An 18,653-nucleotide genomic window follows, 5' to 3' on the forward strand; every position below is an offset into this window, starting at 1 on the left:
CATTCCTACCAACATCCCGGCTTTCATGAGCGTCGCTGTTTCTCTCGAATCCGTTTCCTGTGTCTTCGGCCATGGCGCGCAGGCCGTGCGCGCCGTGGACCGGGTGGACCTGAGCATCGAGGGGGGCGAGTTCTTCACCCTGCTCGGGCCATCGGGTTCGGGCAAGACCACCTGCCTGCGCATGATCGGCGGCTTCACGCTGCCGAGCGCGGGACGCATCCTGATCGGCGGGCAGGACGTGAGCCATCTGCCACCCTATGCGCGGCCCGTGAACACCGTGTTCCAGGACTACGCGCTGTTTCCGCACATGAGCATCCGCGACAACGTGGCCTACGGCCTCATGGTCCAAGGCGTGGACAAGGCAACGCGCCATCGTCGCGCCGACGAGATGCTGGAACTCGTGCGCCTGAGCCAGGTCGGCGTACGCCGCCCCGCGCAGCTCTCGGGCGGGCAGCGCCAGCGCGTTGCCCTGGCGCGTGCGCTGATCAAGCAGCCCCAGGTGCTGCTGCTCGACGAACCCCTGGGCGCGCTGGACCTGAAACTGCGCGAGCAGATGCAGACCGAGCTCAAGGCCCTGCAGCGCCAGCTCGGCATCACCTTCCTCTTCATCACCCACGACCAGCACGAAGCCCTGTCCATGAGTGACCGCATCGGCGTGTTCAACCAGGGCCGGCTGGAACAGGTGGGTACGCCGCGCGCCATCTATGACCAGCCCAGCACGCGCTTCGTGGCCGACTTTGTCGGCGCGGCCAATGTCTTTGACGGCGCACGCGCGCGGGAACTGGCGCAGGCCGACAGCGTGATGCTGCGACCCGAACGCATCCGGCTCGGCGTGGCCGATGGTTCGCGCCTCGGTGGCATGGTGCTGGATCAGCAGTACTTCGGCGCCTTCTCGCGCCTGCGCGTCGATTGGCGCGGCGAGACCGTGACGGTGGACCTGAGCCCGCAGGCCGTGCCACCCGCTCCCGGCGACATGGTGCACCTGCACTGGGACGCCGATGCGGTGCATGTGCTGGAAGCGACGGCATGAGCACCGCCTCGGCCACGGCCACGCCTCTGTCCGACGGCGCAACAATCCCGTCCGGTGGCTTCGTGCGCTGGCTTTCCGACCTGCTCTACACCCGGCGCGGCCTGCTGCTGCTCGCGCTGCTGGCACCGCCCCTGCTGTGGTTCGGCGTGGTCTATCTGGGCGCACTGTTCGCCCTGCTGGCCAACAGCTTCTTCACGCTCGACGAGTTTTCCGGGCTGGTGGATCACTCGTCGCTCACGCTGGCCAATTTCCGCGAACTGCTCAACCCCACCAACGTCGACGTTGCCTTGCGCACCGTCGGCATGGCCCTCGCGGTCACGCTGGCCTGCATCACCCTCGCTTTCCCCCTGGCTTTCTACATGGCCCGTCACGCGCGCGGCCCGCAAAAAGCCCTGCTCTACATCGCGGTCATGCTGCCGCTGTGGTCCAGCTACCTGGTGCGCCTCTACGCCTGGAAGCTTTTGCTCGCCAAGGAAGGCGCCATCTCCTGGACCCTGGCCGAGCTGCACCTGAGCTGGTTGCTCGATCTGCTGCTGGCCACACCCGGGATCGGCGGCCCCTCGCTCTCCTTTTCGCGCCTGGGCACCTTCATCGTCTTTGTCTACATGTGGCTGCCCTTCATGGTCCTGCCCATCCAGGCCGCCATCGAACGCATCCCTGGCTCCCTGCTCGAAGCCTCGGACGACCTGGGTGCGCGGCCGCGCACCACGTTCTGGAAGGTGATCTTTCCCCTGGCCATGCCCGGCATCGCGGCGGGCTCGATCTTCACCTTCTCGCTCACCCTGGGTGACTACATCATTCCGCAGGTGATCGGCGACTCCACGCTCTTCATCGGCCAGGTGGTCTACCGCCAGCAGGGCGTGGCCGGCAACATCCCTTTCGCGGCCGCCTTCTCGCTGGTGCCGATCGCGGTGATCGGCGTCTACCTCTGGTTCGCCAAACGTCTGGGGGCTTTCGATGCGGTCTGACACTTCCAGGGCGGGATGGGGCTTGCGCGCCGCGACCTGGGGGGCCGTGCTCTTTTTGCACATCCCGCTGGCGCTGATCATCCTCTACGCCTTCAGCGCCGAGGACAAAAGCTACGTCTTCCCGCCGCCCGCGCTGACCACGCGCTGGTTCTCCGTGGCCTGGGAACGGGAGGACGTGTGGCGCGCCATCGGTCTCTCGTTCAAGGTGGCCAGCCTGTCCACCGCCATCGCGCTGGTGCTCGGCACCCTGGCTGCCGCAGCATTGGCGCGCAGCCGCTTCTTCGGGCGTGACGCGATCTCGCTGCTGCTGATCCTGCCCTTGGCCCTGCCAGGCATCATCACCGGCATCGCGCTGCGCTCGGCCTACAGCACGCTGGAAATTCCGTTCAGCTTCTGGACCATCGTGATCGGCCACGCGACCTTCTGCGTGGTCGTGGTCTACAACAACGCCGTCGCGCGGCTGCGCCGCACCAGCCCGTCCCTGATCGAGGCCTCGATGGACCTGGGCGCGAACGGCTTCCAGACCGTGCGCTACGTCATCCTGCCCCAGCTCGGTTCGGCCCTGCTGGCCGGCGGCCTGCTGGCCTTCGCGCTCAGCTTCGACGAGGTGATCGTCACCACCTTCACCGCAGGGCAGCAAGCCACGTTGCCGATCTGGATGCTGCAAGAGCTGATCCGCCCGCGCCAGCGCCCGGTGACCAATGTGGTGGCGGTCGTGATCATCGCGCTGACCTTCATCCCCATCCTGGCCGCGTACTGGCTCACGCGGTCCGACGAAAAGTAATGGCTCCCGCCGACTCTCGCTCACTGCGTGTAGCTCGCATCTGTGCCACGGCCAGAGTCCGGGGCTCTTCAAGCCGTCCCAGCCTGCGCAGGCAGGCTTGGAGCCGCGGCTTTTCAGCCCGCAAGGGGCAACGCCGGTGGACCGGCAAAGCCGGGTCCACGGCGTTTCGCGCCAATTCAAAACCATCTCTTTAGGAGAAGTTTCATGAAAGAAATCCAGCAACTGATCCACACCGAACTGCTGATCGACGGTCAGTTCGTCGGCGGCGAAGGCGAGGCCGAACAGGTGCTGAACCCAGCCACGGGCGAGCTCATTGTCGCGGTGCCCGAAGCCTCGCACGAGCAAGTCAACCGCGCGGTACTGGGCGCGCACCGCGCTTTCGAAAGCTGGGCCGACAGCACGCCGCAGGAACGTTCGCGCCTGCTGCTCAAGCTGGCCGACGCCATCGAGACGCGCGGCGAACAATTCGCGCGGCTCGAATCACTCAACACTGGCAAGCCCTACGCGCGCGCACTGGAAGACGAGATTCCGGCGATCGCCGACTGCTTCCGCTATTTCGCGGGCGCCGCACGCAATCTGCACGGCCCGCTGGCGGGTGAATACCTGGCCGGCCACACCAGCATGATCCGGCGTGACCCGATCGGCGTGGTCGGTTCCATCGCGCCCTGGAATTACCCGCTGATGATGGCGGCCTGGAAAACGGCCCCGGCGCTGGCCGCGGGCAACACGGTGGTCATCAAACCCAGCGAACAGACGCCGCTGACCACCCTGCTGCTGGCGCGCGTGGCCGCCGAGATCTTTCCGCCTGGCGTGTTCAACGTGGTCTGCGGACGCGGCGCCAGCGTGGGCCAGCCCCTGGTGGAGCACCCGCTGGTGCGCATGGTCTCGCTGACCGGGGACGTGGCCACCGGCCGCAAGATCCTTCAGGCCGCCACCGGCACGCTGAAACGCACGCACCTCGAACTGGGCGGCAAGGCGCCGGTCATCGTCTTCGACGACGCGGACATCGACGCCGTGGTCGAGGGCATCCGCACCTTCGGTTATTACAACGCCGGGCAGGACTGCACGGCCGCCTGCCGTCTCTATGCGGGCGCCAAGGTTTACGACCGCCTGGTGGCCGACCTCAGCGCGGCCGTCAAGACGCTCAAGATGGGCACGCAGGACGAGGACGGCGTGGAACTGGGCCCAGTGATTTCCGAACGTCAGCGCGAGCGCGTGGCCAGCTTCGTCGAGCGGGCACAGATGGTCGGCCACATGGAGATCACCACCGGCGGCAAATCGCGTGCGGGCGGCGGCTTCTTCTATGAACCCACGGTGATCGCCGGCGCGCGGCAGGACGACGAAATCGTGCGCCGTGAGGTCTTCGGCCCAGTGGTGTCGGTCACGCGCTTCAGCGATCCGGACGAGGCCATCGTCTGGGCCAACGATTCGGACTACGGCCTGGCCTCCTCGGTCTGGACGCAGGACATTGGTCGGGCCATGAAGGTGGCGCGCAAACTCCAGTACGGTTGCACCTGGATCAACACCCACTTCATGCTGGTCAACGAGATGCCGCACGGCGGTCTCAAGTCCAGCGGCTACGGCAAGGACCTGTCCATGTACGCGCTGGAAGACTACACGGTGCCGCGGCACGTGATGGTCAAGCTGTGAACGCTCAGGCCAGCCAGCCGTCCCAGACCAGCTTGCAGCCCGTGAGGGCCATGCCCCAGTACAAGAGGCGGTAGAACAGCTTCTGGTCAATGCGTTTGGCGATGTTCACCCCGATCCACACCCCCAAGGGTGCCAGCGGCAGCAGCGCGATGGACGTGGCCAGATTGCCCAGGTCCAGCAAGCCCAGCCAGGCATAAGGCGCCCATTTGCTGAGGTTCACCACGAAAAAGAGGTAGGCCATGGTGCCGGTGAACACCAGGGGCGCCAGGCGCAGTGGAATCACATAGGCGTTGACTGGCGGCCCGCCTGCGTGCGACACGAAACTCGTGAAACCACCCGTGGCCACCAGCACGGCCCCCAGCCAGCGCGGCGGCGGCGCGCTGTCGGGCCGAGGTGGGAACAGCAGGCGCTGCGCCAGGAACAGCAGCGTGAACAGTCCCACCAGTCCGGCCACCAGGCGCGCGTCCAGCAGGCGAAACAGCAGCGTGCCGACCACGACGCCCACCAACGCGCAGGGCAGCATGAAGCGCAGCAAGGCCCAGTTGACGTGGCGACGAAAGGCCCAGAGGCCGAGCAGGTCCATCACCAGCAGGATGGGCATGAAGATGGCTGCCGCTTGCGGCACGGGCACGGCCAGCGCCATCAAGGGCACGGCCAGGGCACCGAAACCGGCCCCGAAACCGCTCTTGCTGACGCCCATCAGCAGGACGGCGGGAATGGCGACGGCGTAGAAGCCGGGCTGGGTGATCAGGGGGAAAGTGGACAGCAGGGAAGACCAGGTCATGCAGGGAAGCGGAAAGGGGGAAGTGAGAGAATGCAAAGCATTCGTTTGACGGAGATCATCCCATGGACATGAAAGCCTCGCCTCTCACCCAGCTCAAGGACCCGTCCCTGCTCAAGACCGACGCGCTCATCAACGGCCAGTGGGTCAAGGGCAGCGCGGCGGCGCGCTTCGACGTGCACGACCCCGCCACCGGCCAGAAGCTGGCCGACGTGGCCAATCTGGGGCCCCAGGATGCCGAGGTCGCCATCACCGCCGCCGACAAGGCCTGGCCAGCCTGGCGCGCCAAGACAGGCAAGGAGCGCAGCCTGATCCTGCGCAAGTGGTTCGACCTGCTGATGGCCAACCAGGATGACCTGGGCCGCCTGATGACCGCCGAGCAAGGCAAGCCCTATGCCGAGGCCAAGGGCGAAGTAGCTTATGGCGCCAGCTTCGTCGAGTGGTACGCCGAGGAAGCCAAGCGCGTCAACGGCGAAACCCTGCCCCAGTTCGACAACAACCGCCGCCTGCTGGTGCTGCGCCAACCGATCGGCGTGTGCGCGGCCATCACGCCCTGGAACTTCCCGCTGGCCATGATCACGCGCAAGGTGGCACCCGCGCTGGCCGCAGGCTGCCCGGTGGTCATCAAGCCGGCCGAGCTGACGCCGCTGACGGCGCTCGCCGCCGCCGAACTCGCCGTGCGCGCGGGCATTCCGGCCGGCGTGCTCAACGTGGTGACAGCCGACAGCGCCAACAGCATCGCCGTGGGCAAGGTGTTCTGCGCCAGCGAAACCGTGCGCCACATCAGCTTCACCGGCTCCACCGAGGTGGGTCGTATCCTGATGCAGCAGAGCGCGCCCTCGGTCAAGAAGCTCGCGCTGGAGCTCGGCGGCAACGCCCCCTTCATTGTCTTCGACGACGCCGACATCGACAGCGCCGTCGAAGGCGCCATCGCCAGCAAGTACCGCAACGCGGGCCAGACCTGCGTCTGCGCCAACCGCATCTACGTGCAGGACGGCGTGTACGACGAGTTCGTGCAAAAGTTCGCTGCCAAGGTCCAGACGCTCAAGGTCGGCAACGGTTTCGAGGACGGTGTGGTGCAAGGCCCACTGATCGAGGCAGCGGCGGTCGAGAAGGTGCAGCGCCACCTGGCCGATGCCGTCGCCAAGGGCGGCAAGCTGCTCGCGGGCGGCAAGAAGCTGGACGGTCAATTCTTCCAACCCACCGTGGTGGCCGAAGCGAAGGCCGACATGCTCTGCGCCACCGAGGAAACCTTCGGTCCCTTCGCTCCCGTGTTCCGTTTCAAGACCGAGCAGGAAGCCATCGCCGCCGCCAACGCGACCATCTTCGGGCTCGCCAGCTACTTCTACAGCCGGGACATCGGCCGCATCTTCCGCGTCAGCGAGGCGCTGGAATACGGCATGGTGGGCATCAACGCGGGCGTCATCGCCACGGAACATGTGCCCTTCGGCGGCGTCAAGCAGTCCGGCTTGGGCCGCGAAGGCTCCAGCCACGGCATCGACGAGTACGTGGAGATGAAATACCTCTGCCTGGGCGACATTCTCAAGTAAGAGGCGTCGAAAACAACGGGCCGCGCACGTTAGAATGCGCGCCTGCTTCGGCAAGGCGGGTGTAGTTCAATGGTAGAACCAAACTCCCTCTGAGGTTAGTCGGTTTTCCTAAGAACCTACGCCAAAACCTACGCCAGACTGTGCGCTCCACCGCGTTCTACTTCTTTGAGTATCTGCCTCCTGGCGCCAAGCGTCCGAAGCGGACCACGTACCGCATGACGATCGAGACGGCAGCCGAGCGATTTCCCGGCGCGGTGCCCCTGGAATGGACAAAAGAAATTCGGGATCTACCAGATCCCGATGAGCGCCTGGGCCCAAGCCAGCACAGCCGCTACATGACTGCCCCGCCGGCCGGCGTTACCCCTGGGGAGCGAACCGTCCCGCAGCCGGTGCAGCCAGCAGCGCCCGAGCCTGATCAACCGTCCCCTGAAGCCAGAGATCGACATCCCCCACCTCAATCGAAATAACGCTGCGCTTGTCCTGATGGTCTGGCGGAAGCTTGGGGTCTGGCTTGTGCATGCGCGACATGATGGGATGCGCGTCGGCGTTGATGGTCAGCATGGTGTAGCTCTCGACCTCCTCGCCCGTGGTCTCGTCCACCCACACGTTCCACAGGCCGGCCAAGCCCCAGGGCTCGCCGTCCGCGCGCCGGAAGGTCCACCAGACGTTTTTTCCAGTCTCCCAGCACGGCTCGTCGAAGGACTCGGCTGGGATGATGCAGCGCTGGCCACGCGCCCATGAGGCTTTGAAGCTGGCCTTGCTGGCCAGCTCCTCGCTGCGGGCGTTGTTGGTGCTGTAGGGCAGCTTCGGCGTCTTGGCAAACCATGGGATCAGGCCCCACTGCCCCGCCGCCAGCTCGCGGGTGTAGCCGGCGTCATGCCTGGCGCGCCGGATGAATGCACCCTGGCCGCGCGGGAAGACCCCTCCGCCACGCCAAGGGTTGTTGTTGTGGCCGCCAATGTGCCACATGCGCTCGATGGCGGCTTCCTGGGGGGAGACGTAGCGGTTGCACATAGCTGCCTTGAAGACCTTCATGACGGCGGATATCGCTTGGCACGTGGTCAAGTATCAAGCCTCACACAAGGCGAGCAAGCTTCCAGCTCTCACAATCATGCTCAGATGCCTTGTCCAGACCAAATTGAATCCGTACACTAAAGAAGGAAGTTGCCGATCACCGTGCGCCCAGCATATGGCGTCAACGTTGAATTAATCGGGCAAGGTACTGCAATTTAAATTATCCACAGGGAGGAATATGCCATCGGAAACTTCAGTGCGACCGGAATCATTCATCAAACGATATCAACGCGAGGTCATTGGTGCAGTCGTAGGCGCGTCTGTAGCTGGAGCCATTTCGTTTGCAACTGGGCTATACAGCCTTACAAAGTCATTTGAGTACTCACAGAACGTTGAATTGCTTAAGAGCCTCCAACAGGACGTCGCCTATTTAAACAGCATCCGCGCAGAGGTGGACAAGAACACGGAGCTGTTGCTGAAGCAAGACTACCGTGTTGAGATCAAATTGGGTGAGCCTCTTGATCTGGTTGACGTCATGAAAAAGGCTGAAAAGAAAGTAGGCGGCGTCTTCCCCATTGGCCCCGCATTGGCAATGCAAGCACTAAGAAACGAGAAGACAGTCCCAGTGCTTCAACTTAAGATGCCACGCGAGATGCTGGTCGATACTTCGTTTGATACACAAGCACCACAGCTTGGCGACATCTCATTCGATCTTACAAACGACATCAACGACTACCAAAGGCGCGTGCGGCGGATCAACCTCACAATCCATCGTCTTTTGTACTCAGATTTTCAGAACGGCATAGCTCTAAAGTTTCAAGAAGACCTTTTGACGGACATCAAGTATCACAACTCCCAAGTTGACGATCTCTCCAAGCTAGACATGGTCAAATTGAAGAATCGAATCAACACTGAGATTCAGAGACTAGCGGAGCGGCGAAAAGCCCTTACGTCCAGCATTGCTGGCTATTGATGTCGACGCGCATTACCCACCACTGCGATTGCCTCGCCTATAAATCATTCGAGGACGTGATCGGGTCACGCAAGCCAGCGAACCCCGCTGCTTCTACCACGGGAGAAAACAAAAATCCCCGCCCCAAGCGCCCCATTGCGGGGTACCTGGGGCGGGGAGAAGGCGCGGTGCAGATTTGCCAATGACACCGCGCAGCGCACAAGCATTGCCTGCTGCGATAGGCTCTATTCATCGCCTCAAAACAGACCTGCAGGCTCAGCGATTACGTCCCAACTGAAGATCAGCAACTCGGTGCGCTCGACTGCCCGCCCGCCCCCACCAACCGTGTAGCTGATCGGGACGGTTTCCATGTGCAGGCCTTTGAAGCACTCTCGGATCTCCGGGTGGTCGTTGAGGCTCAAAACCGCCTTGCCGCGGATCTCGTGCAGCAGCTTGGCCATGGCCACGTATTGCGTCCATTCGAAGGGCACGCCGTATCCCTCGGTCTGCCAGTACGGCGGGTCGAGATAGAACAGCGTGTGGGGCCTGTCGTACCGCCGCATGCACTCTTGCCAGTCTAGGCGCTCGATATAGGCGCCATGGAGCCGTAGATGGGCAGCGCTGAGGTCTTCCTCCAGACGCAGCAGGTTCACAGTGGGTGCAGGCGCCGTCGTAGCCGTGCCCCAGGTCTGCCCCTGCACCTTGCCACCAAAGGCCTGGTGCTGCAGGTAGTAGAAGCGCGCGGCACGTTGGATGTCCGTCAGCGTTTCCGGTGGCGTGTCCTGCGTCCACTTGAAGATCTCGCGGCTCGACAGCGCCCACTTGAACTGGCGCACAAACTCTTCGAGGTGGCGCTGCACGACTCGGTACAGGTTGACCAAGTCGCCGTTGACATCGTTGATAACCTCCACGGCCGCTGGCGGCCGCAGGAAGTACAACGCTGCGCCGCCGGCGAAGACTTCGACATAGCACTCATGTGCGGGGAAACGGGGAATGATGGTTTCGGCCAGGCGGCGCTTGCCACCCAGCCAGGGGATGATGGGGAATGCCATGGGTGAGTTTCGTCAAGGGGATACACTGCCCTGCCTCCCGGGAGGTGGCAAGGCCTTGGCTGGCTCACAGGCTTGCTCTGTGAATTGGCGGCCGGTCAGGGAGTTACCGCTCTCTGGCCGGTCGCCTTGTCTTTTTTCTAGGGCGGTCCAGACGTCTGCACTGCGTCAGGGGGGCCGCAAATCGACGATGCCGGCCGCAGCACGGCAAGCGTGGTACAGGCCGGCCACCTCCACCAGTTTCTCGCTGGTCGACGCGAAGGTGTCATCGGCCAGGGTTGTCAGCGGCGGGCAGCTGGCCACCACCAACGGACTCGGGCCTGGCGCCGACGAGTGCTGCGTTAACGGCGCGCAGCCCGTCAGGGCTGTGACGGCAGTCAAAATAGACAGGCTTTTCACGGATTTCACGCTGCAGCTCCTGGTGGATGGTGGTGTTGGTGACGCGGATGGCACTGATCGCTTGCGCGCTGGCCGTTGCGGCGGAATTGGTGGCTTGTTGCACAAGTCGCTCTTCCCGCGCGTTGCGCGCGGTTTCGGCATCCTGGCCAAGGTTGAAGCCCACTGCGCCACTGCCCACGGCCGCGAGGACCGCGATGAGGATCAGCCAGGGATTCATGCTTTGGCCTCGACAATGCCCGGCAGGTAGCCGCCGGCTTTCGCGAGCGTCAAGATTCGGTTGAACGCCTTGACCTGCGGCCGGCGACTGACATGGACCCACGTGTGCTCGTAGATGAGCTGGCCGATGCCCAGCCGGTCCACCACAGGAGCCAGGGCGCGGCAGATCTCCAAGGGAGAGCCAAATGTGGGCGCGATGAAGTCAATGGCCTGCATGCGGCGGTGATCGCTGCCGTCGTCGCTCTTCAGCGCACGGTTGAGCGCCAGGCAGCGATAGCCGCTCAACGCATCGATGGGCACGTCATCCTCTTTGACCCCGCTCAGATGGGCGCGGATCTGCTCCATGAACGCAGCCGTCTGCCTGGCTTCTGCCATCAGCTCAGCCGGCAATGTGTTGTCGATGCCAAGGCGCTCGGCCGTGTCGGAGTCCGTGAACTCGGAAAGCCAGAAATTGGGGGATAGCTTCATCACTTCCCCCTCACGGTCTTGATGATCTCGCCGGCGTCCTTGCCCTTCTGACGCTTGAGCCAGAGGTAGACGGCCGCAAAGAGCCAAGGCCCCGGCAAGCTGCAGAGCGGCAAGATCCAGGCGCACACGATGACGATGCCGGCGACCGCGCCAAGGTTCGTCGGCACGCCCATAGCCAAGGCAAGCTGGCTGGCCAGCGCGAAGGCCTCGGGGTAGTAGTGCATGAGCGCCAGCACCGCTGGCACACCGCAGACGAAGCTGCTGACGACACAAGCTGCAAGCCGGTCCACCAGGTCTTTCCACTGCGCTTCCTTGCGTAGGGGCGCATAGCGCAACCCGAGCCAGAAGGTCAGCACGAAGCCGATGACCGGCAACGAATAGAGAAAAGCTTTGTGCGCTGCAAACGCACCAGCGGTAGTGCCAGGTTCGGTCATGTTGATCCTCATGGTTGATATCTCCGTCATGGAAGGCGGAAAGTAAAAAGCCCGCACCAGGGCCTGGTACGGGCGAGAAAGAAGAGATACAGCTTTAAATCCTGGCCACATCTCTGGCCGACTCTTGGGGGAACCGCGTTCACAACCTGAACTACTGGTTGCGCGCAAAAGAAAAGGCCACCGCGTGGTGGCCCTTCCAGATTCAGCTCTGCGGTGGCTCAGATTGCGTACTCGTACCCCGCCTTAACCAGGCGCTCTGCATGCGCCGGGGTTGTGACCCAGAAGCGCTCGTCATCCCCCATGACGATCATCATCAGCTTCTCAGCGCGGTTGGCGAAACTGCGGGCGTTGGCGAGCTTGGTGAACTTAAACATCATGGTCTCCGGCGGGGTGTTGCGATGGCCTCAGTAACGCTCTGCGCGGCAATCGAGTCAACTCACGCCCCGTGCCAGACTTTTCAACTCAGGCTTGTGATTCATGATCAACTGCTCACCCCACCAGGGGTGCCTACTTGTAGAGGCCCGATCAGCACGCGAGCTGGTGGCTAACTGGCTGTGACACTGCAAATGCGCGGGGCATGGGCACCAGGCAGCTTGACGCCTACCAAGAGCACACCCACCCAAACGGAAGCGGCGCCTCCCGCGTGTTTGGAGCGGGAGGCGCGGTGGCTGACTACGCGAGTGGGTCCAACGTAAATCGCGCCGACCCGATGGGGACAGGTAGTGGCCGCAAGGCTCAGGAAACGCGCGGGATCAACACGGCCTTTCATCCACGCATCCACGTCTGACCTGGCCGTTGCGCTGCAAATGCAATTGCCCTCGGAACGCGCAAGTTGGACACGATCAAAGCCCACACCCACGAGGCAATTACATCGTTCGTTGCTGGCGGAGCAGGAAACCGTGCGCGATCAAACGACGGCACTGCTGACGGCACCCAAACCGGTAGCGCAGGCACAGCCGAAACTACGCCGCGTTTCGTCGCATTCCATCCCCGCATCCACGTCTAGACGTGAATGCGGGGATAGAAGGCAATGAAGCGACCAGAGGTCTCCATGCCGACACGAGGTATGCCGTGCTGCGTGTCTGCGACCGGGCCTCCTGTCGTGCTTGCCCCCTGTGGAACGTTGCGATTTGTGCCAGATTGACCGATTAAATCGACGGATATGCCAATGCTTGATGGCCCGTGAAAATGCCCTTGCATCGTGTCCAGCTTGCGCGTGCCGAGGGCAATTGCATTTGCAGTGTCTGCGTCTACACCACCCGCTGCCCAGCGCGGAAACATACCCCAGCTATTCGGCCCAAGCATGTTGGGCACACGAAACTGCGTTGCGGACACATTAACAAACCAATACGCGCCCAGCTCCGCGTCGTACTGGGCCTGAGACACGACCAAACCAGACTCCTGGACCTGACCCCAGAGCTGCGGATATGCAGCCTTGTCGAAAAGACCCCCAAGGCCAGGAAGTTCAAACGGGCGAGGCGCGGCTGTGACGCCGAAGATAGGTTCGCCACACCTTGGATGCCGGTAGCCCGTGTAATAGGCCGAGGCGGACCACTCCCAAACGCCATCGCCGCCGACGACGATGATGGGGCCTTCGTCTACAACGGGTAGCGCATTCTTGGCGTACTTCTTTGGGCGCTGGCCCAACTGGGTTGCCAGCGTCACCGCGAAGTTGGGATCGTTGCCGATGGCCGCTGCCAGCTCCGCGATCTGGTTCAGCAGTTCAGGCGCGGCGCCGCCGAGGATGTCTGCACGCACCGCCTGAAGCGCCGCCATCGTGGCGATCCGGTTGTTGTTGAGCCCGAATGCTGGCGTGGGCGCGGTGGGCGAACCCGTGAGCGCAGCGCTGTCCAGGGGTGCCGCGCCCAGCTCGAACACGGTGGCCAGGGCCATCGTGTCGGCCCCCGTGAAGTACGGCAGCTTGTTGGCAGTACCCGCGAGGCCTGCCAACGCGGTCAAGATCGCATGCTTGGCCTGGAACTTCGCGATGAGTGCTTGCCGCAACTGAGTGCTGTCCGCCTCGTTGAGCACAATGCCTGCCCATTCCACCAACGACGCGATCTCTTCCTGCGTGATGTTGAAATACTTGGCATTCAGACCCGTGGGCAGAATGCCCTCGCCCGGATTGCCGTCCTTGAACCCGTGCTTGCCGGGACCGAACAGGTCCTCGGCCTTCGTCAATGTATCGATGCGCTGCATAGACCTTTTCCTTATTCATCCAGATAGGCGAACAGAACCTCTGTCTGCGCCTGGCGCCGCTTGTAGATCTCTTCCTCGACAAAGCTGCGCGAAAACATGCCGAGCACCATGTTGCAATCGTCATTGCAGCTGGCCAGCCGCAACACGCCACTGATCGGGATGGGCAAGTTCACGCGCCAGAGATAACCGGGCATGGGATCTCCGTCCACGGTGCCGGTCTCGTCAACCGTGACGCCTGGCATGCCCAGCAACTCCGCGATGCGCGTGTAGTAGGAACTGGACGCGCCCCCCGCGTCCGTCAGAATGAAGCGCGCGCGCATTACGCGATCGGCCATGGAATAGGCCTCGCCATCCCCATCGACAGGCGAAAGGCCAAGCGAGGCCTCCCACTCCTCGAAAACTTCCAGGTGCGCTGCACCACCACCGACCCCGCCCAGACTGACATCGAACAGATCCGGGATTTGCGTCATGACGCCGGCAGTCATTCCCACGTTGGCCAGCGTCTGTGCCAGAGCACTCAACAGGCGGGTGAGATTGCTGTCGTCGTCGCGCGGCCAGGCGGCGCCGGTGGGCAAAAGCGCCTGTAGCTGGCGAAGATAGGCCACGCCATCCAGCGCGTCCAGGCTTACGTTGTCTGCCATGCTCAACTCCAGGCGATAGTGCCCATCACCGCCAACTCGCCTTCGCCTCGCACATCGTTGGCCACAGGGCTGGTGAGTACGTGGTCCTCCTCGCCGTTGGCGGCGCTGATGGCTGCGCGCATGTGGCTCAAAGGAATCGTCCCGCCGAGTACGGTTTGCGTGCTGGTGAGGACCGAACCACCAGGCGCGGCCTCGCGCAGGATGAGGTCGCTCAACTCAGCATCGATGGCATTCCGCACCGCCAGCGTGGCCGGCTGCAGGCTGCTGATGTTGAAATTGATCGGGACGAGGGTGGGAGCGGCCGCCGTGCAGAACCCCTTGACCGGGCGCTTCGCATCCAGGTACGCCTGCATGGCCTCTACCTCTGCTGCGTCTGGCACGATGGACTCGTCGCCGTCCCGCACGAAATACAGCGTGAGATTGATGCTGTCGCCGTCGATCTCTCGGCGCAGCCAGGCTCGCGTGGTCCCTGGCACCTCCAGCGCCCAGGCAATGTAGTCCTCCACTCGACCGCCGAAGGCCAGGGCACGCAGGCGCTGCTTGATGCGGGCACGCAAGGAATCATCTTGCTCGGCCTCTGCGCCGCCGGTCATTCCGACCGATGCAACGCTTGCCTGTGCGGCAACACCTTCGACCGGACTGATCCAGCTCAGGGTCATGCCTGCCACTGAGTTGCCAGCCTGGCCAGGCTCAACGGCCACTGCGTCAATTTCGACAGAGCCGGATTCACCAATACCGCCCTCCTCCGCCGTCTGGTACTGCACGCCGTCTGCACGCTGTAGCAGCGCGCCTTGCGGTATGACGCTGCCTTCTGCACCCGAGGCCACGACAGCCCCTTCAGCTGGGACGGCACTCAGGCGCCCTGTGGGCAGGAGAAGATCCGCCCAATCCTCCAGGTACTGCTCTTCGGCCGTCATCGGGTTGGCTTGCTTCAGTGCCCACTCGACGTAGCCATACAGGCCGTGTACGGCCGCTCCGAATGCATAGGCCTGCGCGTTCAGGTTGCTGCCCGGTAGACGGGCATCAACACCCTGAAGCCGGGCATTGATGTTGGTGACAATACCGTCGATGATCGTGCGCAGGTTCGGTTTGTTGTATGCCATCGCTCAGGCCCCCGGTACGTTCACGTTGAAGATCTGGACTTCTGCGCCGCGCACAATGCGTACCGCCAGTGCCAGTGCTTCCTTGTTGCCCGCGCCAGCAAGGCGAACGGCAGAAGCTGTAACGTTGAGACTGTCCACCCGCCCCCTCGTTACCAGCCAGTCAAGCGCCTCTTGCGCGTAGTCAGCAGCGGTGGTCAGCACATCGGCGGTGAGCTTTTCGCGGCGCAACAACCACAACCGCGAGCCGACAGGGCGCGCATTCAGCGCGTCACCCCACCATCCCCGCCGCGAGGCATTCGCGCCCAGGGCTTCTGCCTCGCTGTTATCTGCGCGGCGGTCCGTGAGCAGACTCAGCGTGATGTCCGTCTGCAAGCTGGCGTCCATGGCCAGCGCGCCGTTGTCCACGGCAATGTCGTACCCCGCGCCATCGGCGCGCGGCAAAGTGGCAATGTCCATACGTGTGAACTACTCCATGAGTGGTGTCGGAGCCCCCGCCGTGCCGCCGCTAACCGGTTGCGTATGCAGGTTGAAGATGGTCCGCATCTGAGCCATGGTCACGGTGTTGGTTTCGCAGTTGTCCACCACGTCCCCCGTGAACTCCGCTGTCGGCGCATCGATCCGGACCTTGTCGCTGGCCACGAGGGTGACCATCGGGGCGGAGACAGTGGCGTGCCCGTCCTTGTCCAGCAGGATGAACGCGCCCTTGTTGTTGTAGAGACAGACCTCACCGGCTTTCAGCTCCCGGGGGCGGTGCCGCCTGTCGTCTGCGGCCACCACGACCGCGTGGCCCCGATCACCGCCGACGGCCAGGAAGACGGCCTCGGCGCCCTGCAGCGGCACACTGGAAAATCCATACTGCTGCACCCGCTCTGCCTCAATCAGCTCGCCGGCCAGTGCAGACATCTGCACTCGCTGAATGGCGCCAGCGTCATCCACGACCTTCAGAATGGCGCGCCCGACCATCAGCTGGACACGGCTGCGCAGCGGCTCAAGCGCGGCCGCGACAAATCTCTCGATGCTCATATCAGCCTATCAGGTCGAATTTCTTGCCTTTGCCCGGCGCCGGGATCTCGGGCAAGGGCACGTAAGCCTGGGTGTCAATAACGATCAGCTCGGTGCGAGTGCCCTGGTCATCGAGGACGTAGTTCACGCCGACAATGAGCAGGTCGCCATCCACCCGAAGCCAAGGACACCAGACCGAGACGATCTGGTTGAGTCGCCATAGCTCGCCATTTCGCCGCCGCCAGCCTTGCACCGTGATGACGTAACGTTGCGCCTGTGCCTGACGGCGGGCGGCCTCCCACTCCGCACGAATCTGGCAGCGCGCACCGTCCGCCTGCGTCTCTGCCAGGATGAGCAAGGGCCGATGACGAAGCACGGCGCTGCTGCCCGCCAGTCCCGAGTTGCGTCGAACCGTGCCCTTCGGCGCGGACTTGCTGACGTTGAACTCCTCTGCCCCGCCCGCGCCCTGCTGGGCCTGTACCGAGATCTCGCTGAACAGGTCCAAGTGACTGTGCTCACCGGTCGCAGCCTTGATGTTTTGGCCGAAGCGCAAGGCTGTGCCAGCAAAGCCACCCTTGCCCGCGCGCGTGGCGATGAGGCCACCGGTAGTCTGCGCGTCGCTGATGAGCAGGATGGCCTCCTGCTTGGCCAGACGATCCAGCGCCCGGTACACACTTTCGCCGGGCTGGACCGTGAACACCGGAATCTTCTTGCCCTGCGCCACCTGCCACGTGAGCTGCATGTTGTAGGGAGCCAGCAGCTTATCCGCGATCTGGCCGAAGGTGAGGTCCTTGTAGGTGATGATGGGCGCACTGCAGTCCACCAGATCTCCAGCCTTGTCGCGACCGGCCACATCGATCGAGTGAGACTGCCCGTCATACCCAACATTCACCGTATCGACATAGCCGCTGATGACGGGCGTACCGCCCCCCTCGCCTCGCCCGATCAGCACCTCGCAGAACTCACCGGGAGGTATAGCCCAGCTCGTAGGCTGACCAGGCCAGCGCTCCGTCAGGCTCAGTGAAAAGCTACCCGCGAGCTGTTCCAGCGAGAGAGGGATGCGAATGCCCGTCCAACCGGCGTAGTTTTGCCCGCCCACTCTCAAGGTGAGCATGTCATCAGCGTTTGCCATGTTCAGTTGACGATGTACGTGATGACCTGGCCAGCAGGCACGAAGCCGGGGTGAATGATGCGGTTGCGTGCAGCCAGCTCTTCCGCGCGGCCAGACTGAAACCAATCGTCACCGTAGAGGGCATGTGCCAGCACTACAGCGGGGACCGTCTGCAGGGGCGTACTACTTCGAACCACGCCACCTCCCCGCGCCAGCTCCGCCAGTCGGTCGATGACGCTTGTACGCAGATCCATCAACGATTGCGCAATCTCCGTTTCGGGCGCGTTGATGACCAGGCCACCCACCTCGGCACTGGCCGTTCCATCACCAAAGAGCAGCGCGTCAGTTTGAGCGAGGACAGCCGCGCGCGCCACGGCTGCGCTCTGCTCGTCCATGCTGTTGATCGTCCAGGCGCTGCTACTGGTCGGTATGTTGCCCTGCGCATCTTCGCGTGGCGCGCCCACCGCCAACGCCATCACATTGATGGCTGCGCTCTGAGCCACGAAGGTTTCCAGCGCCGAGGAATTGCTTTGGGCGATGCCCGCCTGTGAAAGGGAGGGTGCAGATCTGGTGCTGCCACCACCCCAATCAGCCGCCGTTCCCTTCAACAGGTCACCCACCCGCTCACTGCGGCGCATCAACGTCTGCAGGCCGCGCGCCAGGGCAAAGGGATTGCCCATGCTCTGCTGAAGCCGCTCTGGCAACAACGCCCCCAAGGCGGAAACTGGATTGCTTCGCACCCAGGCCCAGTTCTCAACGCTCATGGCGGGTAGGGCCATCAGCTTGTTGACCTTGTCCAGAGCAGCGCCCACGACGCTACCTGTTTGGCCGAGAACCCTCCATTTGTCCGCGAAACCTTGCGCCGCAGCTGATTCGGCGGCGGCCTGCTTTTCTTGAACCTGTGCCAACAGATCCGTGGTGGCGCTGGGCTCAAGCTGCTCGCCGGCCTCGGTAAAGGTTATCGAGATCTGGACGTACCCACCGCGCTCAGTGCGCTCCTCCATCTCGAAGGTTTCGACTACAACACGCTGCTCACCGTGGTACGGGTGCACCAGCTTGCCGGGGCCTGGTGCCTCCAGTGCGGCCATGAGCGCATCACGCTGGGTCATGTAGCCAGCGCCGAGCAGGAAAGCATCCACCTTATAAACACGGGTCCGGCGCCCCATGTCTTCCTGCCAGCCTGCATCGCGCTGCGGGTACTCATGCGCCGCTTGTCTGCGGCCACCGGTGACAGAGCCGCCTTCGACATGGAAGGGCTTCCCGCGAAAGCTCGCGGGCTTCAGTTCGTCTCGCCAAGCCATT

20 protein-coding genes are annotated in these 18,653 nt (G+C 63.4%); 6 read left to right on the top strand and 14 right to left on the bottom strand.

Annotated features, from left to right (window positions below; translation table 11 throughout):
- Positions 1–25: 25 nt before the first annotated feature.
- The 4 genes from AZ34_RS11535 (at position 26) to AZ34_RS11550 (ending at position 4,432) form a co-directional block, all read left to right on the top strand.
- Positions 26–1,030, top strand: coding sequence for an ABC transporter ATP-binding protein (locus AZ34_RS11535; protein ID WP_035608167.1), 1,005 nt, complete (start codon positions 26–28; stop codon positions 1,028–1,030).
- Positions 1,027–1,998, top strand: coding sequence for an ABC transporter permease (locus AZ34_RS11540; protein ID WP_051509734.1), 972 nt, complete (start codon positions 1,027–1,029; stop codon positions 1,996–1,998). The genes AZ34_RS11535 and AZ34_RS11540 overlap by 4 nt, the downstream gene beginning before the upstream one ends.
- A 22-nt stretch (positions 1,999–2,020) precedes the next feature.
- On the top strand, positions 2,021–2,782 hold the full coding sequence (locus AZ34_RS11545; protein ID WP_231495520.1) for an ABC transporter permease: 762 nt from the start codon (positions 2,021–2,023) through the stop codon (positions 2,780–2,782).
- A gap of 237 nt (positions 2,783–3,019) precedes the next feature.
- Complete coding sequence (locus tag AZ34_RS11550) at positions 3,020–4,432, top strand: gamma-aminobutyraldehyde dehydrogenase (RefSeq protein ID WP_197026608.1); 1,413 nt, start codon at positions 3,020–3,022, stop codon at positions 4,430–4,432.
- Between the two features lie 4 nt (positions 4,433–4,436).
- Here AZ34_RS11550 and AZ34_RS11555 read toward each other — a convergent pair whose 3' ends face one another.
- Positions 4,437–5,216 carry a sulfite exporter TauE/SafE family protein gene (locus tag AZ34_RS11555; protein WP_035608172.1) on the bottom strand — a complete coding sequence of 260 codons (780 nt, stop codon included), beginning with the start codon at positions 5,214–5,216 and terminating at the stop codon, positions 4,437–4,439.
- Positions 5,217–5,278: 62 nt separating this feature from the next.
- On the opposite strand from AZ34_RS11555, the gene AZ34_RS11560 reads away from it, so the two are divergent.
- Positions 5,279–6,763: an NAD-dependent succinate-semialdehyde dehydrogenase gene (locus AZ34_RS11560; RefSeq protein WP_035608174.1), complete on the top strand. Its 1,485-nt coding sequence runs from the start codon at positions 5,279–5,281 to the stop codon at positions 6,761–6,763.
- A gap of 357 nt (positions 6,764–7,120) precedes the next feature.
- Here the strand turns inward: AZ34_RS11560 and AZ34_RS11565 are convergent, their stop codons facing one another.
- On the bottom strand, positions 7,121–7,777 hold the full coding sequence (locus tag AZ34_RS11565) for an SOS response-associated peptidase (RefSeq protein ID WP_035608176.1): 657 nt from the start codon (positions 7,775–7,777) through the stop codon (positions 7,121–7,123).
- A 238-nt stretch (positions 7,778–8,015) separates the two neighbouring features.
- Between AZ34_RS11565 and AZ34_RS11570 the strand changes: the two genes are divergently transcribed.
- Positions 8,016–8,750 carry a hypothetical protein gene (locus AZ34_RS11570; protein ID WP_155831793.1) on the top strand — a complete coding sequence of 245 codons (735 nt, stop codon included), beginning with the start codon at positions 8,016–8,018 and terminating at the stop codon, positions 8,748–8,750.
- Between the two features lie 236 nt (positions 8,751–8,986).
- Here AZ34_RS11570 and AZ34_RS11575 read toward each other — a convergent pair whose 3' ends face one another.
- The 12 genes from AZ34_RS11575 to AZ34_RS17640 form a co-directional block, all read right to left on the bottom strand.
- A complete protein-coding gene (locus AZ34_RS11575) occupies positions 8,987–9,781 on the bottom strand; it encodes a DNA adenine methylase (protein ID WP_035608180.1) in 795 nt (264 codons plus the stop codon).
- A 262-nt stretch (positions 9,782–10,043) separates the two neighbouring features.
- Positions 10,044–10,394, bottom strand: a complete 351-nt coding sequence (locus AZ34_RS11580) for a hypothetical protein (protein WP_035608182.1) — start codon at positions 10,392–10,394, stop codon at positions 10,044–10,046.
- Positions 10,391–10,861, bottom strand: coding sequence for a D-Ala-D-Ala carboxypeptidase family metallohydrolase (locus tag AZ34_RS11585; RefSeq protein ID WP_035608184.1), 471 nt, complete (start codon positions 10,859–10,861; stop codon positions 10,391–10,393). Before AZ34_RS11585 ends, AZ34_RS11580 begins: the two co-directional genes overlap by 4 nt.
- A complete protein-coding gene (locus AZ34_RS11590; protein ID WP_051509736.1) occupies positions 10,861–11,295 on the bottom strand; it encodes a hypothetical protein in 435 nt (144 codons plus the stop codon). Before AZ34_RS11590 ends, AZ34_RS11585 begins: the two co-directional genes overlap by 1 nt.
- Positions 11,296–11,513: 218 nt before the next feature.
- Complete coding sequence (locus AZ34_RS18355) at positions 11,514–11,669, bottom strand: hypothetical protein (RefSeq protein ID WP_155831794.1); 156 nt, start codon at positions 11,667–11,669, stop codon at positions 11,514–11,516.
- Positions 11,670–12,297: 628 nt separating this feature from the next.
- Complete coding sequence (locus AZ34_RS17635) at positions 12,298–13,494, bottom strand: hypothetical protein (protein ID WP_051509737.1); 1,197 nt, start codon at positions 13,492–13,494, stop codon at positions 12,298–12,300.
- Between the two features lie 11 nt (positions 13,495–13,505).
- The gene (locus tag AZ34_RS11600) at positions 13,506–14,141 is read right to left on the bottom strand and encodes a DUF2313 domain-containing protein (RefSeq protein ID WP_197026540.1); all 636 of its coding nucleotides are present in this window, start codon (positions 14,139–14,141) and stop codon (positions 13,506–13,508) included.
- Positions 14,138–15,238 (bottom strand): baseplate J/gp47 family protein, encoded by a 1,101-nt coding sequence (locus AZ34_RS11605; RefSeq protein WP_035608188.1) that lies wholly within the window; start codon positions 15,236–15,238, stop codon positions 14,138–14,140. The genes AZ34_RS11600 and AZ34_RS11605 overlap by 4 nt, the downstream gene beginning before the upstream one ends.
- 3 nt (positions 15,239–15,241) lie before the next feature.
- Positions 15,242–15,694 (bottom strand): phage GP46 family protein, encoded by a 453-nt coding sequence (locus tag AZ34_RS11610; RefSeq protein WP_035608191.1) that lies wholly within the window; start codon positions 15,692–15,694, stop codon positions 15,242–15,244.
- 9 nt (positions 15,695–15,703) lie between these two features.
- On the bottom strand, positions 15,704–16,261 hold the full coding sequence (locus AZ34_RS11615) for a phage baseplate assembly protein V (protein WP_035608192.1): 558 nt from the start codon (positions 16,259–16,261) through the stop codon (positions 15,704–15,706).
- Position 16,262: 1 nt separating this feature from the next.
- Complete coding sequence (locus AZ34_RS11620; RefSeq protein ID WP_035608194.1) at positions 16,263–17,372, bottom strand: phage baseplate assembly protein; 1,110 nt, start codon at positions 17,370–17,372, stop codon at positions 16,263–16,265.
- A gap of 2 nt (positions 17,373–17,374) precedes the next feature.
- The gene (locus AZ34_RS17640; protein WP_051509739.1) at positions 17,375–18,652 is read right to left on the bottom strand and encodes a DNA circularization protein; all 1,278 of its coding nucleotides are present in this window, start codon (positions 18,650–18,652) and stop codon (positions 17,375–17,377) included.
- Position 18,653: the final 1 nt, after the last annotated feature.

It is taken from the genome of Hylemonella gracilis str. Niagara R (assembly GCF_000600295.1).
Classification (GTDB): domain Bacteria; phylum Pseudomonadota; class Gammaproteobacteria; order Burkholderiales; family Burkholderiaceae_C; genus Hylemonella; species Hylemonella gracilis_A.

Bases quoted from the DNA above. Each gene is read 5' to 3' on its own strand.
- AZ34_RS11565 (WP_035608176.1), bottom strand. From the start codon at position 7,777: ATGTGCAACCGCTACGTCTCCCCCCAGGAAGCCGCCATCGAGCGCATG.
- AZ34_RS11585 (WP_035608184.1), bottom strand. From the start codon at position 10,861: ATGAAGCTATCCCCCAATTTCTGGCTTTCCGAGTTCACGGACTCCGAC.
- AZ34_RS17640 (WP_051509739.1), bottom strand. From the start codon at position 18,652: ATGGCTTGGCGAGACGAACTGAAGCCCGCGAGCTTTCGCGGGAAGCCC.
- AZ34_RS11560 (WP_035608174.1), top strand. From the start codon at position 5,279: ATGGACATGAAAGCCTCGCCTCTCACCCAGCTCAAGGACCCGTCCCTG.
- AZ34_RS11610 (WP_035608191.1), bottom strand. From the start codon at position 15,694: ATGGACATTGCCACTTTGCCGCGCGCCGATGGCGCGGGGTACGACATT.
- AZ34_RS17635 (WP_051509737.1), bottom strand. From the start codon at position 13,494: ATGCAGCGCATCGATACATTGACGAAGGCCGAGGACCTGTTCGGTCCC.
- AZ34_RS11620 (WP_035608194.1), bottom strand. From the start codon at position 17,372: ATGGCAAACGCTGATGACATGCTCACCTTGAGAGTGGGCGGGCAAAAC.
- AZ34_RS11605 (WP_035608188.1), bottom strand. From the start codon at position 15,238: ATGGCATACAACAAACCGAACCTGCGCACGATCATCGACGGTATTGTC.
- AZ34_RS11540 (WP_051509734.1), top strand. From the start codon at position 1,027: ATGAGCACCGCCTCGGCCACGGCCACGCCTCTGTCCGACGGCGCAACA.
- AZ34_RS18355 (WP_155831794.1), bottom strand. From the start codon at position 11,669: ATGTTTAAGTTCACCAAGCTCGCCAACGCCCGCAGTTTCGCCAACCGC.
- AZ34_RS11590 (WP_051509736.1), bottom strand. From the start codon at position 11,295: ATGACCGAACCTGGCACTACCGCTGGTGCGTTTGCAGCGCACAAAGCT.
- AZ34_RS11535 (WP_035608167.1), top strand. From the start codon at position 26: ATGAGCGTCGCTGTTTCTCTCGAATCCGTTTCCTGTGTCTTCGGCCAT.
- AZ34_RS11615 (WP_035608192.1), bottom strand. From the start codon at position 16,261: ATGAGCATCGAGAGATTTGTCGCGGCCGCGCTTGAGCCGCTGCGCAGC.
- AZ34_RS11570 (WP_155831793.1), top strand. From the start codon at position 8,016: ATGCCATCGGAAACTTCAGTGCGACCGGAATCATTCATCAAACGATAT.
- AZ34_RS11580 (WP_035608182.1), bottom strand. From the start codon at position 10,394: ATGAATCCCTGGCTGATCCTCATCGCGGTCCTCGCGGCCGTGGGCAGT.
- AZ34_RS11575 (WP_035608180.1), bottom strand. From the start codon at position 9,781: ATGGCATTCCCCATCATCCCCTGGCTGGGTGGCAAGCGCCGCCTGGCC.
- AZ34_RS11555 (WP_035608172.1), bottom strand. From the start codon at position 5,216: ATGACCTGGTCTTCCCTGCTGTCCACTTTCCCCCTGATCACCCAGCCC.